The following is a 15,987-nucleotide window of genomic DNA, read 5'->3' as shown; positions in this document are numbered from 1 at the left end:
CCCATGGCCAAGACCGCCAAGCCGCGCAAGCCGCCCAAAGTCGCTGATAACAAGCAAGCGGACGACAAGGCGAAGAAGCCCTCGCCTCCGCTCGACGACGACGATTACGACGACGGCGACATCGCGACGCCGAAACGCGACCGCTACGGTTCGGATGACGAGCCGTTGTGAGGGGGTGAGGCTCGGCTTTGACGCGCACTGACGCGACACCCTCCCATGTCGTCCCTGCGAACGCATGGATGGAAGCCCCACCCGCGCTACCTGCCATGCGCCTGCGTTCATGGACAAATAACCGCTCTCCCCGATAGTTTGCGCTCGCTTTAGGGAGTGAAACGGAACTGCAATGGTCGACGTTCTCGCCGCACCGCAACAAGGCAAGGCGGACAGCGCGCTACGCACGCTGACCGGGATTTCGATCGCGCATTGGGTCAGCCATTTCCATCTGCTGGTCCTGCCGATGCTGTTTCCGTTCCTGAAGAGCCAGCTCGGCGTCGGCTACATCGAACTCGGCTTCGCGCTCACCGTATCAGCAGTCGTATCCGGCCTGACGCAGGCGCCGACCGGCTATCTCGTCGACCATTTTGGCGCGCGCAGAATCCTGCTGGGCGGGCTCGCGCTCGGCGGCTTCGCGCTGATCCTGCTCGGCCTGCACCTCAGCTATGCCTCGCTGATTGCCTGCGCGGTGCTGCTGGGTCTCGCCAACAGCGTCTACCACCCCGCCGACTACGCCATCCTGGCCGAGCACATGGATGAGGCGCGGATGGGCCGCGCCTTCTCGGTCCACACCTTTGCCGGCTATCTCGGCGGCGCCGTGGCGCCGGCGATCGTCGCGGCGCTCGTCACCGTCTCCGGCGGCACGGGTGCGCTGATCGCGTCGGGCGCGATCGCCGTGCTGGTGGCCCTGCTGCTGGTCGTCATGAACATTCCCGATGCCGGCGCGCACAAGACCAAGCCGGGCAACGAAAACGCGCCGAGACAGGCCGTCATCACGCCGGCGCTGATCACGCTCACCGCGCTGTTCATGCTGCTCAGCCTGTCGGTCGCCGGCATCAACAATTTCGGCGTGGTGGCGCTGATGAGCGGCTACGGCGCGTCCTACTCCGCCGCGAACGTGGCGCTGACGGCGTTTCTCGGCTCCAGCGCCGCAGGCGTGCTCGCCGGCGGCCTCCTCGCCGACCGCACCGCGCGCCACGGCTATGTCGCAGCCGCCTGCTTTGCCGCGAACGCAGCGATCGTGCTGCTGATCGCGCTGGTCACGCTGCCCGGCTGGATGCTGACCGCCGCGATGATGATGGCGGGCTTCCTCTCCGGTGTGATCGCGCCCTCGCGGGACATGCTGGTGCGCAACGCCGCGCCTCCTGGCGCCGCGGGTCGCGCCTTCGGCATCGTCTCCACCGGCTTTAATCTCGGCGGCATCGTCAGCCCGCTGCTGTTCGGCTGGATCATGGACCAGAGCGCGCCGCACTGGGTGTTCGGGGCGTCCGTGATCTTCATGGTCGCAACCGTGGTGCTGTCGCCGTTCACGGAGCGGAAGCCGCAAGCCAAGGCATAGCCAAGAATTCAGTCGTCGTCCCTGCTAAAAGCAGGGACCCATAACCACAGGGAGCAATCGTCGCGCGAAGCTGGTCACTCCGAGTCTTCGCGACACTACTCCCTGTGGTTATCGGTCCCGGATCTGCGCTTCGCTTGTCCGGGACGATGGATAGAGAAACGCAAAACAACAAACTGGGAAGAAACATCATGCGCACCCCTGATCTCGTGATCCGCGGCGGCACCGTCGCGGATGGAAGCGGCGGCGAATTGTTCGAGGCGGATGTCGCCATCACTGCCGGCAAGATCACCGAGGTCGGGAAGATCTCCGCGAAGGGAGAGGAAGAGATCGACGCGCGCGGCAAGCTCGTCACGCCGGGCTTCGTCGACGTGCACACGCATTATGACGGCCAGGTCACCTGGAGCCAGGACATCACGCCGTCGTCGCAGAACGGCGTCACCACCGCGATCATGGGCAATTGCGGCGTCGGCTTCGCGCCGTGCAAGCCCGCCGACCACATCCGCCTGATCCAGCTGATGGAGGGCGTCGAGGATATTCCCGAGCCGGTGCTGAGCGCCGGCATTCCCTGGGCGTGGGAAAGCTTTCCGGACTACATGAACTGGCTGTCGAAGCGCGATTTCGACATCGACGTCGGCGCGCAGCTGCCGCATGCGGCGCTGCGCGTCTATGTCATGGGCGAACGCGGCGCGCGCCGCGATCCCTCGACTGCGGAAGACAATGCCGCGATGGCGAAGCTCGCGGGCGAGGCGGTGCGCTCGGGCGCGCTGGGCTTCTCGACCTCACGCACGCTCAACCACCGCACCTCGACCGGCGATTTCACACCGACGCTGAAGGCCGGCGAGGACGAGCTCACCGCCATTGCCGGCGCGATGCACAGCCAGGGCCGCAGCGTGCTGCAATTCGTGCTCGACCTCTCCACCCTCCACGAAGATCTGCCGATGATGCTGCGGGTGGCCGACAGCACAAAGTGCCCGATCTCGTTCTCGATCACGCAGAACGACAAGGCGCCAAACCGCTGGCGCCAGACGCTGGACGAGATCAACGCGGCCGCCAGGCGCGGCCTTTCCATCACCGCGCAGATCGCGGCGCGCCCGGTCGGCCTGCTGCTCGGGCTGGAACTGTCGCGCAATCCGTTCCAGACCCATCCGAGCTACAAGGCGATCGCGCATCTGCCGCTCAGTGAGCGCCTGGCGCGGCTGCATCAGCCGGAGGTACGCAAGGCGATCCTGAGCGAGACGGCGACCGCGACCGATGATCCGCTGTTCTTCCGGCCCAACTACGACAAGATGTTCTTGCTCGGCGATCCCCCCGATTACGAGCAGCCGCCGGAGAACGCGCTGGAGCCGCAGGCGCGCAAGCAGGGCCGCCAGCCGGAAGAGCTCGCTTACGATGCGATGCTGTCGGATGAGGGCAAGGGCATGCTCTACGTGCCCTTCCTCAACTATGCCGACGGCAATCTCGACGCGACGCGCGAGATGCTGATCGATCCGCAATCGGTGCCGGGCCTCTCCGACGGCGGCGCGCATTGCGGTATCATCTGCGACGCCAGCTTCCCGACCTATCTGCTGACGCACTGGACCCGTGACCGCACGCGCGGCGAGAAGCTCACGATTCCGTTCGTGGTCGCCGCGCAGTCGCGCAAGACCGCGCTCTCGGTCGGCCTCACCGATCGCGGGCTCATTGCGCCCGGCTATAAAGCCGATGTCAACGTGATCGACTACGATCGGCTGCATCTGCATCCGCCGAAGGTGCATTACGATCTGCCGGTCGGCGGGCGGCGGCTGTTGCAGGATGTCGACGGCTATGACGCGACAATCGTGTCGGGCGTGGTGACGCGGCGGCACGGCGAGGCCACGGGAAGGCGACCGGGGAAGTTGATCCGGGGTGCGCAGGGGATGGCGAGCTAGCGAAGACCGAGTCTGAGGCGCGAAAGCCGCGCCTCACTCTCGCTGTCGTCCCCGCGAAGGCGGGGACCCATACGCAGCAGCAATCGTTTTGCGAAGGCTCAGAGTTACCTACTCACCCCAAACCACTCCCTGTGGTTATGGGTCCCGGGCTCGCGCTTCGCGCGCCCCGGGATGACAGTGTGCCTGGAGCAATCGCGCCCCTTACGTCGGCGACACCGCGCCCTTCAGTGCCGCGGCCTGCGGGGCCGCACCGCGGGTCAGCCTGGCCTTTTCCGTGTTCGGCCACAGCAGCAGCAAGCCGATGACGCCGGAGCCGACCATCACCACCGCGTTGATGGTGAAGCCGGTCAGGTAGCCGTCGACCATGTTGCCGGCGCGCTGGATCACGGCGCCCATCACGCTCGGCGCGATGATGCCCGACAGCGTGTACAGCGCGCCGTAGATCGCGATGACCGCGCCGCGCTGCGACGCCGGGGTGAACTCGCCGAGCATCGGCGGGCAGACGACGTAGATCGCCCCGCACAGGCCGGAGCCGACGACGAGCAGCGCGATCTGCAGGCCAGCACCCTGCACATGCGCCATCATCGCCAGGATCAGGCCGCCGATGATCAGCGGCACCGAGCCGAGCACGCCGCGCGAGATGCGCGTCGTGTAGCCGCGCGCCATCATCACCTGCGAGACCCACCCCGTGAGGATGACGATGGTGGCGCCGAACACCCAGGGCAGGATCGAGACGTAGCCGGCCTGGCTCTGCGAGAAGCCCAGGCCCTTGACGATGAAGGGCGTGAACCAGGTGAGGCCGAGCGACAGCGCCCAATAGGCGCCGAAGGTCGCGATCACGCAGCCGAGGAAGGTGCGCGAGGTCAGCAGCTGCACATAGGGGATTTTCGGCTCGGTGACGGCGAGAACCTGCGTGTCCTCGAGCGGTCCTTCCTTGCCGAACGTCAGCCAGGCGCAGACCCAGAGCAGGCCGACGACGCCAAGCGCGCCGAAGGCGTAGTGCCAGGAATGATTGACGATGACCCAGTTCAACGCCGGCACGGCGAGGATGACGCCGAAGGCCGAGTCTTGCGACAGGATCGCGGTCGGCAGCGTGCGCTTCTCGTCGGGGAACCATTTGTAGATGGCGTGCGCTGCGACCGAGAAGGCAGGTCCCTCGCCCGCGCCGAGCACGATGCGGCAGATCAGGAGCGTGGTGAACGAGACGGTGCCGACCATCGGGAACTGCGCCAGCGCCCAGATCACCGCCAGCGTCAGCAGCACCCAGCGCGTCGGCACCTTGTTGACGATGAAGCCGACCACGATGGCCGAGATCGAGAACAGGAAGAAGAACGAGGAGCCGAGCAGGCCGAATTGCTCGGCATCGAGCTTCAGGTCGGTCATGATCGGCACGCCGGCGAGACCGACGACGATCTTGTCCGCGAAGTTCACCACCATGAAGAGAAAGAGGAGAAAAGTGACGGTCCAGGCGCCCTTCGGCGTTGCCTTGGTTTCCCCTGCCGTCCTGCCCGCAACGTCGGGCGTTCCCTGAGCGCTCATCAATCTCCCCGTATGTCTTTTTGTCGGCACGTTTTTGATTTGGCCGTTTTGGGAGCTAACAACGGCTTCAAGGCCAACGCAACCCCGGCATTTCCACGGCAAGTGTGCTACGCAGCATTGAGTTAATTCCGTCGGGCGCATTGACCTTGCTGAGCATCCGAAACCTCTCAAAGACCTTCTCCTCGGCCGGCGAGCCGGTCCATGTGCTGCGCGGTGTCGACCTCGACCTCAAGGCCGGCGAGCGCGTCGCGCTGACCGGCGAGTCCGGCAGCGGCAAGAGCACGCTGTTGCACCTGATTGCGGGTCTCGATGCCGCCGACAGCGGCGCAATTCGCCTGGAGGACACCGAGGTCACCAAGCTCTCGGACGCGGGCCGGGCCGAGCTGCGGCGCGACCGGATCGGCCTCGTGTTCCAGCAGTACAACCTGATCCCGAGCCTGTCGGTCGCGGACAATCTCGCCTTCCAGGCGCGGATCGCCGGCCGTCACGATGCGGCATGGTCAAAGGAGCTGGTCGAACGGCTCGGGCTCGGCAATCTGCTCAAGCGTTATCCAGAGCAATTATCAGGCGGCCAGCAGCAACGGGTCGCGATCGGCCGGGCGCTGGCGACAAAGCCCTCACTGCTGCTCGCGGACGAGCCGACCGGCAATCTCGACGAGGATACCGCCGACGACGTGCTGGCGCTGACGCGCGACCTCGTCACGCGCACCGGCTGCGGCTTCCTGATGGTGACGCACAGCCTGCATCTCGCCGGCACGCTCGACCGCCACGTCACCTTGCATGCGGGGCGGATCGCATGAGGCGCGCGCTGTGGGTCCTCGCGGTGCTCCTGAGCCACTGGCGACGGCACAAGATGCAGTTCGCGACGCTCCTGATCGGGCTGATCGCGGCGACCGCGCTGTGGAGCGGCGTGCAGGCGATCAACCAGCAGGCCCGCAATGCCTATGACCGCGCGGCGGCGACCTTCGGCGGCGTGCGCACGGCGATGCTGGTGGCGCCTGATGCCGCGACCTTTTCGCAGGAGCTGTTCATAAAACTTCGCCGCGCGGGCTGGCCGGTCTCGCCGGTGCTGGAAGGCCGCGTCCAGGTTAACGGGCGTTCGGTGCGGCTGCTCGGCATCGAGCCGGTGACGATGCCGGCCGATGTCGGCAACGCGCCACGCCTTGGCGCCTCGGATTTGAGCAGTTTTGTTGCGCCGCCCGGCCAGACATTGGTGGCGCGGGAGACGCTGACCGATCTGCAGGAACAGGAAGGCGCGGCACCGCCAATCAGCAACGGCGCAAAACTGCCGCCGCTGCGCGTGCTGCCGCAGCTCGTGTCCGGCGTGCTCGTCGTCGACATCGGCGTCGCGCAGCGGCTGCTGAACAAGCCGGACCAGGTGTCGCGGCTTTTGATCGGCAAGCCGAAGGGCAAGCCGGCGCCGCTGGCCAGTATCGTCGGCGAGCAGTTGCGGCGGGTCGAGCCGAATGCGGAGACGGAGCTGGAGCGCCTCACCGACAGCTTCCATCTCAACCTGACCGCCTTCGGCCTGCTGTCGTTCTTCGTCGGCCTCTTCATCGTCAACTCGGCCGTCGGCCTCGCCTTCGAGCAGCGGCTGCCGATGCTGCGCACGTTGCGGGCCTGCGGTGCCTCGGCGCGGTTGGTCAACACGGTGCTGGTGGTCGAGCTGGTGGCGCTGGCGCTGGTCGCAGGACTGATCGGGCTCGTCTGCGGCTATTTCATCGCGGCCGCGCTGTTGCCCGATGTCGCGGCGTCGCTGCGCGGGCTGTATGGCGCGCAGATCCCGGGACAGCTCACACTGCGCTCCGAATGGTGGCTCGCCGGTATCGGCATCAGCATCGCCGGCGCGATCGTGGCGGCGGCGACCAGCCTGATCAAGGCGATCAGGATGCCGGTGCTGGCGACCGCACAGCCGTACGCCAGGCAGCAGCGGCAGCGCCGCTGGCTGGTCCTGCAGAGCGGCGCGGCCTGCGCCGTGTTCGCGGTCGCGCTATTGCTGCTGCACTACGGGCAATCGCTGATTGCGGGATTCGGCGTGCTCGGGGCGCTGATGCTGGGCGCGGCGCTGATCCTGCCTGCTTTCCTCGAGATCATCCTGCTCGTGGGCCAGCGCTGGGCGAAGGGGCCGCTCGCGCTGTGGTTCTGGGCGGACAGCCGGCAACAGCTCTCCGGCTTGTCGCTGGCCCTGATGGCGCTGCTGCTTGCGCTGGCCGTCAATGTCGGGGTGTCCACCATGGTGGAGACCTTCAGCCGCACCTTCGTCGGCTGGCTCAACGGGCGGCTTGCCGCCGACGTCTACATCAGCGCCTCCGACAATGCGCAAGGCGTGGCGATCCGGAGCTGGCTGAAGGAGCGCAGCGACGTGCAGGCGATCCTGTCGGGCGGACGCGCCGATACGCAGGTTCAGGGGCAGCCGGTCGAGCTGCTCGGCCTGCCCGATCACGCACTCTATCGCGAGCGCTGGCCGCTGCTGGAGACCGCGCCGCGCGCCTGGACCCAGCTCGTGCCGGGCAATGCCGCTTTCATCAGCGAGCAGCTGAGCCGCCGCCTCAACGTCCGCGTCGGCGATGTCATCGAGGTGCCGGCGCCCGGCGGTACCTGGGAACTCGACATCGCCGGGATCTATGCCGACTACGGCAACCCCAAGGGACAGCTCGCCGTCAACGTCGCGGCGCTGATCCGGCACTTTCCGCAGACGCCGCAGACGCGCATCGGCCTGATCGTCGCGAAGGAAAATATCCCCGGCCTGATCGCGGCGTTGCAGAAGCAATTCGCGCTCGACGACCGCAGCGTCGCCGACCAGGCGACGGTGAAGGCGGAATCGATCCGCATCTTCAACCGCACCTTTGCGGTAACGTCGGCGCTGAATGCCTTCACGCTAGGCGTAGCCGGCATTGCGCTCTTGACCAGCCTGCTGACGCTGGCGAATTCCCGCCTGCCACAGCTCGCGCCGCTGTGGGCGATCGGCATCACCCGGCCGCGCCTTGCCGCGATCGAACTGACCAAGACATTGTCGGTTGCGCTGTTCACGGCGCTGCTGGCCGTGCCGCTCGGATTGCTGGTGGCGTGGTGCCTGATCGCGATCGTCAATGTGAAGGCGTTCGGCTGGCGGCTGCCGTTCCACGTGTTTCCGCTGCAGCTGGTGGAGCTGGTCGCGGTCGCGCTGATCGCTTCGCTGCTTGCCGCGCTGCTGCCGATGATACGACTGGCGCGGATGCAGCCGGCGAGCCTCGTCAAGGTGTTTGCCAATGAGCGCTGATAAAATCACGCGGCGCGCCTTCGCCGGCGGCATCGCCGCACTCGCGGCTGCCCGCCGCGCTGGCGCGCAGGGCTATGCCGGGCTCGGCGAGACCGCCGACGGCTTTGCGAAGGTGACGCCGGGAAAGACGTTCAGCTTTCCGGCCGATCACGGCCCGCATCCGGAGTTTCGCATCGAATGGTGGTATCTCACCGCGAACCTCGTCGATGGCACCGGCGCGGCTTGCGGCCTGCAATGGACGCTGTTCCGCCAGGCCGCGCAGCCGGGCCCGCAGGGCGAGGGCTGGGCCAATCAGCAGATCTGGATGGCGCATGCGGCGGTGACGCGCGCCGACACCCACCGCTTCAACGAGGTGTTTGCACGCGGCGGCATTGGACAGGCCGGCGTCACCGCAAAGCCATTTGCGGCGTGGATCGATGATTGGGAGATGAAAGGGTCCGAGCGTACCGACGATCGCACATTGGCGCCGCTGACGCTGAAGGCTTCGGGGACCGATTTCAGTTATTCGCTCACACTGGAGGCCGATCGTCCCGTAGTGCTGCAGGGCGATCACGGTTTCAGCCGCAAGTCCGAGCGCGGGCAGGCGTCCTACTATTACAGCCAGCCGTTCTACCGCGCCCGCGGCAGCCTCACGATCGACGACAAATCCGTCGATGTCTCGGGCCAGGCCTGGATGGATCGCGAGTGGAGCAGCCAGCCGCTCGATGCCGACCAGACCGGCTGGGACTGGCTGTCGCTACATCTCGCATCCGGCGACAAGCTGATGCTGTACCGGCTGCGGCAGAAGGACGGCCAGGAGTATCCGTTCGGCAACTGGATCAGCGCCGCGGGTGACACGCAGATGATCGCGGGTGGCGATATCCAGATGAGTCCGAAAGCGACCGCCGAGATCGCGGGGCGCAAGCTGCCGGTGGAATGGCAGATCACGATCCCCTCGCGATCGCTCTCGATTGCCTGCAAGCCGCTTAACCCAAAAGCCTGGATGGGGACCGGCTTCTCCTATTGGGAAGGGCCGATCAGCTTTGCCGGCACGCATGACGGCGTTGGCTATCTCGAGCTGACCGGCTATTGAGGCGCGGTCTCTTCAAGGAAAACAGTGATGTATCATCTCACCGCCCTCGTCACGCTGCTGGCGATCGCACTTTACATGTTCACCTGCATCAACGTCTCGCGCTCGCGCACCAAGACCGGAGTCAAGGCGCCGGCGATGTCGGGCCATCCGGACTTCGAGCGCGCCTTCCGCATTCAGGCGAACACGCTGGAATGGATGCCGGTCTTCCTGCCGGCGCTCTGGCTGTTCGCGATCTATATCGGCGATGCCAGTGCAGCGGGAATCGGCGCGGTTTGGATCATCGGCCGCATCGTCTACTTCATCGGCTATTCGCAGGCGGCGGCAAAGCGCGGCCCGGGCTTTGCGATCCAGGGCATTGCGGCGATTGCGCTGTGGGCGGGGGCATTGGGGGCGGTGGTGTTGCGGATGGTGTGAGGCGCGGCGGCCACAAACTCCGCCGTCGTCCCGGACAAGCGCAGCGCCGATCCGGGACCCATAACCACAGGGAGCAGTGTGGCGCAAGTTGATAACTCCGAGTCCCCGTAACCACGTCTGCCTGTGGTTATGGGTCCCGGATCGGCGCTCCGCCCTCGACAACGCTACGCGTTGCCAAGGGCTACGCTTGTCCGGGACGACAGCGAGAAATGTGGCGCTCGCTGTGCCCCTTCCCTTACTTCGTCAGCGGGCAGCCGCTGTCCTTGGCGGCGAAGAACGCCTTGTCGCCGGGGACGGTTGCGAGCAGCTTGTAATAGTCCCACGGCTTCTTCGATTCCGACGGCTTCTTGACCTCGAACAGATACATGTCGTGGACCATGCGGCCGTTCTCGAGCACCTTGCCGCCCTGAGCAAAGTCGTCGTCGACCGGCAGCTCCTTCAGCTTCTTGGCGACCGCGTCGGGGTCCTTGGTGCCGGCGGCCTTGACCGCCTTGAGATAGCTCAGCGTCGCCGAATAGGTGCCGGCCTGGATCATGTTCGGCATCCGGCTGGTGCGCTTGAAGAAGCGTTCGCCGAAATGGCGGGTGCGGTCGTTGAGGTCCCAGTAATAGCCCTCGGTCAGCACCAGGCCTTGCGCGGCCTGCAAGCCGAGACCATTCACCTCGGCGAGCGTCATCAGGAGGCCGGCGAGCTTCTGGCCACCGGAGACGATGCCGAACTCGGCCGCCTGCTTGATCGAGTTGGTGGTGTCGAGGCCGGCATTGGCGAGGCCGACGATCTTCGCCTTCGAGCTCTGCGCCTGGAGCAGGAAGGAGGAGAAGTCCGACGAGTTGAGCGGCACGCGGACCGAGCCGGCCACCTTGCCGCCATTGGCGGTGACGATCTCGCTGGTGTCCTTCTCCAGCGCGTAGCCGAAGGCATAGTCGGCCGTGAGGAAGAACCAGGTGTCGCCGCCGGCTTTCGTCAGCGCGCCGCCGGTGCCGACGCCGAGCGCACGGGTATCATAGGCCCAGTGGAAGCCGTAGGGCTGGCAGGCATCGCCGGTGAGGCGCGAGGTCGCGGCGCCGACGACGATGTCGATCTTCTTCTTTTCCTTGGAGAGCTCGTGGATCGCGAGCGCGACCGAGGAGGTCGTCAGCTCCGTGATCATGTCCACGTTCTCGACGTCGTACCAGCGCCGCGCGATCGACGTGGCAAGATCCGGCTTGTTCTGGTGATCGGCGGTGACCATCTCGATCTTCTGGCCAAGCACCTCGCCGCCGAAATCCTCGATCGCCATCTTGGCGGCTTCGACCGAGTATTTGCCGCCGTAGTCGGCATAGACGCCGGACTGATCGTTGAGAATGCCGATCTTGACGCCTTGGGCGGAGGCCGGCGCAGCGAGCAACAGAGCAGACGTTGCGACAGCGGCCAAAAGTGCTGATTTCATATGTTGGCTCCCAGCAGTTTTCTGTTTTGAAATCGCGCGGATACTAGTGAAGAACCCCGCGCCTGCCCATCCATTTCGGCGTAGGCCGTTAGTATGGGATTCTGCGCGCCAACCACCGCTGTCGTCCCGGGGCGCGCGTAGCGCGAGCCCGGGACCCATAACCACAGGGAGAAGCTTTGCGAAGGCTCGGAGTTACCTGTCTCGCGCCGCAACTTCCCCCTGGGGGTATGGGTTCCCGCTTACGCGGGGACGACAGCGAGGGTGTGGATACGCCAGTGGCCACCCGCAACGACTAAGAAGCAGCCACCTCCGGCTTCTTCCCCTCGTTCCGCCCTTCCGCCAGGTTCCGCACCACCACATAGAAGATCGGGGTGAACAGCAGGCCGAACAGGGTGACGCCGATCATGCCGAAGAACACGGCAACGCCGACCGCCTGCCGCATCTCCGAGCCCGAGCCGGACGATATCACCAGCGGCAGCACGCCGAGGATGAAGGCGAAGGAGGTCATCAGGATCGGCCGCAGGCGCAGGCGGCAGGCGTCGATGACGGCCTCCAGCCGCGGCTTGCCTTCCTTCTCGATGTCGCGTGCGAACTCGACGATCAGGATCGCGTTCTTTGCAGCTAACCCCACCAGAACGACGAATCCGATCTGGGTGAGGATGTTGACGTCCTGCCCCATGATGCGCACGCCGATCGTGGCGGCCAACAGGCACATCGGCACGATCAGGATCACCGCGAATGGAAGCGTCCAGCTGCCATATTGCGCGGCGAGCACGAGATAGACGAACAGCACGCAGATCGGGAACACGAGCAGGCCCGCATTGCCGCCGGTGACCTGCTGATAGGACAGATCGGTCCATTCGAAGGTGAAGCCGCTGGGCAAGATGTCGTCCGCGAGCTTCTTGATGGTGTTGAGCGCGGTGGTCGAGCTGGTGCCCGGCGCCGGCTCGCCTTGGAGCTCGGACGCAGCATAGAGATTGTAGCGCGCGACGCGGTCGGGGCCGGAGACGTCCTTGAACTCGACCACGCTGCCGAGCATCACCATGTCGCCGGAGGCGTTGCGCGTGCGCAGGCGCGAGAGGTCGCTGGGCTCTTTTCGGAACGGGAAGTCAGCCTGCGCGGTGACGTGATAGGTGCGGCCGAACAGGTTGAAGTCGTTGACGTAGGTCGATCCGAAGTAGGTCTGGATCGTGTCGTTGATGCTGGCGATGGGCACGCCGAGCTTCTGCGCCTTGGTGCGGTCGATGTCGACGAAGAGCTGCGGCGTGTTGGCCGAGAACGGGGAGAAAACCGTGGGGCCGAGCAGCAACGGCGATTTGCGCGCCGCGGCGACAAGCTCGTCGGTGGCCGCGGCGAGCAGCTCAGGTCCTCGGCCCTGGCGGTCCTGGACGCGGATGGTGAAGCCGCCGCCGGTGCCGATGCCGGGCACGGCCGGCGGCGGAATCACGATGATGAAGGCGCCCTGGATTGCGGCCAGGCGCTTGCGCAGTTCGACCGTGATGGCGTTCGCAGACAATCCCTTCTTCATCCGCGCCTCGGGCTCGTCGAAAACCGGGAACAACGCCGCAGCATTGCCCGCCTGCGTGCGGGTGGCGCCCGAGAAGCCGGCGAAGGCGGCGACGCGGACGATGCCGGGCGTGTCCAGCGAGATCCGCTCGATCTCGCGCACGACTTCGGTGGTGCGCGCCAGCGACGCCGCGCCCGGCAATTGCACGGAGATGATGACGTAGCCGCGATCCTGCGCGGGAATGAAGCCCTGCGGCGTGGTCGCGATCAGCCAGCCGGCGCTGCCGATCAGCACGACATAGATCAGGATCATCACCACCGAATGGCGGATCACGAAATTGGCGAGACCAGCATAACCATGCGCGAGCCGGTCGAACACGCGGTTGAACACGCCGGTGAAGGCATTCCAGCCGCGCGCGATGACATTCCAGGCGGCCGGCGGTCGCTTTTCCTCGTGCGGCGTGAGGATCATCGAAGCCAGCGCCGGCGACAGCGTCAGCGAGCAGAAGCAGGAGATCGCGGTCGCCACCGCGATGGTGACGGCGAATTGCTGGAAGAACTGGCCCGAAATCCCCCCTATGAACGCCGTCGGGACGAACACCGCGCACAGCACCAGCGCGATCGAGACCAGCGCGCCGCCGACCTCCTCCATGGTCTTGAGCGCGGCATCGCGCCGGCTCAAGCCGTGCTCGAGATGCCGCTCGACGTTCTCGACCACGACGATGGCGTCGTCGACCACGATGCCGACAGCGAGCACGAGGCCGAACAGCGTGAGATTGTTGATGGAGAAGCCGAGCGCTGCCATCACCGCGAAGGTGCCGACCAGCGAGACCGGTATAGCGATGATCGGAATGATCGCCGGCCGCCATCCCTGCAAGAACACCAGCACCACGATGACCACCAGCAGCATGGCCTCGTAGATGGTCTTGATCAGCTCATGGACCGACTGCGCGATGAACTCGGTCGGGTTGTAGCCGATATTGTAGTCGAGGCCTTTCGGGAAGCTCGCCTTGAGATTCACCATGGTGTCGGAGATGCTCTTGGCCGTCGCAAGGGCGTTCGACCCGGGCCGCTGCGTCACCAGCATGGCACCCGCCGATTTGCGCAGCAAGAAGCTGTTGGTCGAGTAGGCGAGAGCACCGAGCTCGATGCGGGCGACGTCGCGCAGCCGCACCGTGCGGCCGTCGGAGCCGGCCTTGATCAGGATGTCCTCGAACTGCTTCTGGTCCTTCAGGCGCCCGGTGAAAACGAGGTTTGGCTGGAAGGCCCGATCGGCGATCGGCGGCTCGGCGATCTGGCCGCCCGCGATCTGGACGTTCTGGGCACGGATCGCGGCCAGCACCTCGGTCGAGGTCAGGCCGAGATTGGCGATGCGGTCAGGATCGAGCCAGAGCCGCATCGAATAGTCGCGTGCGCCGAAGATCTGGATGTCGCCGACGCCGTCGATCCGCAGCAGCTGGTCACGGACCTGGAGCAGCGCGTAATTGGAGATGTAGAGCTGGTCGAACGTATCGTCCGGCGACAGCATGAACACGACCATCAGGATGTCGGGCGAGTTCTTGCGCGTGACGACGCCGTTGCGCTGCACTTCGTCCGGCAGCTGCGGCTGTGCGATCGCGACGCGGTTCTGCACCAGCACCTGCGCCTTGTCGAGGTCGGTCCCGAGCTTGAAGGTGACGGTGATCGTCAATTGCCCGTTCGAGGTCGCCTGGCTGTAGAGATACAGCATGTCCTCGACGCCGTTGATCTGCTGCTCGATGGGAGCTGCGACCGTGTCGGACACGGTCTGCGCCGAGGCGCCCGGATATTGCGTGGTGACGACGACCGTCGGCGGCACCACTTGCGGATATTCGGAGACCGGCAGCGTGGTATAGGCGAGCGCGCCGACGATCAGCAGCACGATCGACAGCACCATCGCCAGGATGGGCTGGTTGATGGAGAGACGGCCAAGGTTCATGACTTGTCACCGGACTTGGCCGGCGCTGGCGCGGGAGACGGAGCGACCTTGGCGCCGACGCGGGCGCGCTGGATGCCGTTGACGATGACGCGGTCCTCCGCCTTCAGCCCCTCGCGGATCACGCGCAGGCCCTCATCGAGCGGACCGAGCACCACGGGGCGGGCCTCTACGGTGTCGTCCGGCTTCACGACGAACACGATCTTGCGGGACTGGTCGGTCGCGACCGCGACGTCGGGAATCAGCAGCGCCTCATAGGGCGCGCTGCCGATCAGCCGGACGCGGCCGAACTGGCCCGGCAGGATCGAGAGATCGGTGTTCTTGATCACGGCCCGGCTGCGCAGCGTGCCGGTTGAGACATCGAGGCGGTTGTCGAGGAAGTTGATGGTGCCCTCATGCGACGGCTTGGTCTCGCCGGCGAGCGTCACCTGCACCGGGTTCGCGGTGTCGCGCGAGCTCGGGCGGCGGCCTTCGAACCACAGCTTGCTGTATTTGATGAACGTCGCCTCATCCATGTCGAAATAGACGTAGATCGGGTCGAGCGCGACGATCGAGGTGAGCAGCGTCGAGGTGCCGGTATCGCTGCCCTGCACGAGATTGCCAGGGCTGACGAGATGGCGGCTGACGCGGCCGGTGAGCGGCGCGGTCACATGGGTGAACTCGATATTGAGCCGGGCGGCCTTCAGCGCACCTGCGGCCTGCGTCTCCGCGGCATGCGCCGCCTGCAGGGCCTGGCGGCGCTGGTCGACGGCCTGCTCGGAGACCGCGCTGGTCTGGACCAGATTCAGGCCACGGTCGAGCTCGCGCTTGGCAAGCTCCACCTTGGCACGCGCGTCGGACAACTGGCCGTCCGCCTGCTCGGCCACCGCCTCGAACGGGCGCGGGTCGATGACGTAGAGCAGGTCGCCCTGATGCACGATCGCGCCGTCCTGGAACTCGACGGAGTTGACGAAGCCGCCGACGCGGGGACGCACCTGCACCTCCTCGACCGCCTCGAAGCGGCCGGTGAACTCGTCCCAATCGGTGACGGTGCGCTTGACCGGCTGGGCGACGGTCACCGGCGGCGGCGGTGGGGCGGCGGCCTGCGAGGCCGGTTGTCCGCAACCAGCGAGAGCGAACGTCGCGGCGAGGAGCCCGGCAATTGCGCAAAGTCGAAGTAGGACGAAATCGTGCGTTTTGACAAAATGCTCGTTTCGGTCCGGTCCGCTCATCCCAAGTCCCTCGCACATTTGCCGCAGCAAAAGCAGCGTACTCGCCTACCCGCGGGCGACACAAGATGGGTTTCAATGATGAAATCTTCAAGACGAAAGCGCGCGCAACGCTTGGGAGGATGCCCTAGCCGGATGACGGGTTGA

General features: G+C 65.9%; 11 protein-coding genes. 7 read left to right on the top strand and 4 right to left on the bottom strand.

From position 1 onward, the window contains the following. Positions 1-3 precede the first annotated feature (3 nt). The 3 genes from HAP41_RS45700 to HAP41_RS45690 all read left to right on the top strand — a co-directional run bounded on the left by HAP41_RS45700 (position 4) and on the right by HAP41_RS45690 (position 3,459). Positions 4-171, top strand: coding sequence for a hypothetical protein (locus HAP41_RS45700; protein ID WP_166071036.1), 168 nt, complete (start codon positions 4-6; stop codon positions 169-171). 172 nt (positions 172-343) lie between these two features. Further along, a complete protein-coding gene (locus tag HAP41_RS45695; RefSeq protein WP_166071045.1) occupies positions 344-1,552 on the top strand; it encodes an MFS transporter in 1,209 nt (402 codons plus the stop codon). A 188-nt stretch (positions 1,553-1,740) separates the two neighbouring features. Next, on the top strand, positions 1,741-3,459 hold the full coding sequence (locus tag HAP41_RS45690; protein ID WP_166071064.1) for an N-acyl-D-amino-acid deacylase family protein: 1,719 nt from the start codon (positions 1,741-1,743) through the stop codon (positions 3,457-3,459). Positions 3,460-3,660: 201 nt separating this feature from the next. Here HAP41_RS45690 and HAP41_RS45685 read toward each other — a convergent pair whose 3' ends face one another. Then, entirely contained in the window at positions 3,661-4,998 is a 1,338-nt protein-coding gene (locus HAP41_RS45685; protein WP_166071069.1) for an MFS transporter, read from the bottom strand. Positions 4,999-5,144: 146 nt separating this feature from the next. Between HAP41_RS45685 and HAP41_RS45680 the strand changes: the two genes are divergently transcribed. Genes HAP41_RS45680 through HAP41_RS45665 form a run of 4 tightly spaced genes read left to right on the top strand, consistent with a single transcriptional unit; the run spans position 5,145 to position 9,743 of the window. Further along, positions 5,145-5,798: an ABC transporter ATP-binding protein gene (locus tag HAP41_RS45680; RefSeq protein WP_166071076.1), complete on the top strand. Its 654-nt coding sequence runs from the start codon at positions 5,145-5,147 to the stop codon at positions 5,796-5,798. After that, positions 5,795-8,257, top strand: a complete 2,463-nt coding sequence (locus HAP41_RS45675) for an FtsX-like permease family protein (protein ID WP_166071099.1) — start codon at positions 5,795-5,797, stop codon at positions 8,255-8,257. Before HAP41_RS45680 ends, HAP41_RS45675 begins: the two co-directional genes overlap by 4 nt. Continuing rightward, positions 8,247-9,329, top strand: coding sequence for a lipocalin-like domain-containing protein (locus HAP41_RS45670; RefSeq protein WP_166071123.1), 1,083 nt, complete (start codon positions 8,247-8,249; stop codon positions 9,327-9,329). Before HAP41_RS45675 ends, HAP41_RS45670 begins: the two co-directional genes overlap by 11 nt. Positions 9,330-9,356: 27 nt before the next feature. Continuing rightward, positions 9,357-9,743 carry an MAPEG family protein gene (locus tag HAP41_RS45665; RefSeq protein WP_166071156.1) on the top strand — a complete coding sequence of 129 codons (387 nt, stop codon included), beginning with the start codon at positions 9,357-9,359 and terminating at the stop codon, positions 9,741-9,743. A 235-nt stretch (positions 9,744-9,978) separates the two neighbouring features. Here HAP41_RS45665 and HAP41_RS45660 read toward each other — a convergent pair whose 3' ends face one another. The 3 genes from HAP41_RS45660 to HAP41_RS45650 all read right to left on the bottom strand — a co-directional run bounded on the left by HAP41_RS45660 (position 9,979) and on the right by HAP41_RS45650 (position 15,843). Continuing rightward, on the bottom strand, positions 9,979-11,172 hold the full coding sequence (locus tag HAP41_RS45660) for an ABC transporter substrate-binding protein (protein ID WP_071909074.1): 1,194 nt from the start codon (positions 11,170-11,172) through the stop codon (positions 9,979-9,981). 292 nt (positions 11,173-11,464) lie between these two features. Beyond that, a complete protein-coding gene (locus HAP41_RS45655) occupies positions 11,465-14,635 on the bottom strand; it encodes an efflux RND transporter permease subunit (protein WP_166071217.1) in 3,171 nt (1,056 codons plus the stop codon). Next, positions 14,632-15,843 carry an efflux RND transporter periplasmic adaptor subunit gene (locus HAP41_RS45650; protein ID WP_166071220.1) on the bottom strand — a complete coding sequence of 404 codons (1,212 nt, stop codon included), beginning with the start codon at positions 15,841-15,843 and terminating at the stop codon, positions 14,632-14,634. Before HAP41_RS45650 ends, HAP41_RS45655 begins: the two co-directional genes overlap by 4 nt. Positions 15,844-15,987: the final 144 nt, after the last annotated feature.

Origin of the sequence: Bradyrhizobium barranii subsp. apii (genome assembly GCF_011516635.5) — a bacterium.
GTDB classification, from domain to species: Bacteria; Pseudomonadota; Alphaproteobacteria; order Rhizobiales; family Xanthobacteraceae; genus Bradyrhizobium; species Bradyrhizobium barranii.
The sequence above is the reverse complement of the archived record's forward strand: the minus strand, read 5'-3'. Positions and strand labels throughout refer to the sequence as shown.

Excerpts from the sequence above, each read along its gene's own strand:
- HAP41_RS45700 (WP_166071036.1), top strand. The coding sequence starts at position 4 with ATGGCCAAGACCGCCAAGCCGCGCAAGCCGCCCAAAGTCGCTGATAAC.
- HAP41_RS45670 (WP_166071123.1), top strand. The coding sequence starts at position 8,247 with ATGAGCGCTGATAAAATCACGCGGCGCGCCTTCGCCGGCGGCATCGCC.
- HAP41_RS45690 (WP_166071064.1), top strand. The coding sequence starts at position 1,741 with ATGCGCACCCCTGATCTCGTGATCCGCGGCGGCACCGTCGCGGATGGA.
- HAP41_RS45675 (WP_166071099.1), top strand. The coding sequence starts at position 5,795 with ATGAGGCGCGCGCTGTGGGTCCTCGCGGTGCTCCTGAGCCACTGGCGA.
- HAP41_RS45685 (WP_166071069.1), bottom strand. The coding sequence starts at position 4,998 with ATGAGCGCTCAGGGAACGCCCGACGTTGCGGGCAGGACGGCAGGGGAA.
- HAP41_RS45650 (WP_166071220.1), bottom strand. The coding sequence starts at position 15,843 with ATGAGCGGACCGGACCGAAACGAGCATTTTGTCAAAACGCACGATTTC.
- HAP41_RS45660 (WP_071909074.1), bottom strand. The coding sequence starts at position 11,172 with ATGAAATCAGCACTTTTGGCCGCTGTCGCAACGTCTGCTCTGTTGCTC.
- HAP41_RS45655 (WP_166071217.1), bottom strand. The coding sequence starts at position 14,635 with ATGAACCTTGGCCGTCTCTCCATCAACCAGCCCATCCTGGCGATGGTG.
- HAP41_RS45665 (WP_166071156.1), top strand. The coding sequence starts at position 9,357 with ATGTATCATCTCACCGCCCTCGTCACGCTGCTGGCGATCGCACTTTAC.
- HAP41_RS45695 (WP_166071045.1), top strand. The coding sequence starts at position 344 with ATGGTCGACGTTCTCGCCGCACCGCAACAAGGCAAGGCGGACAGCGCG.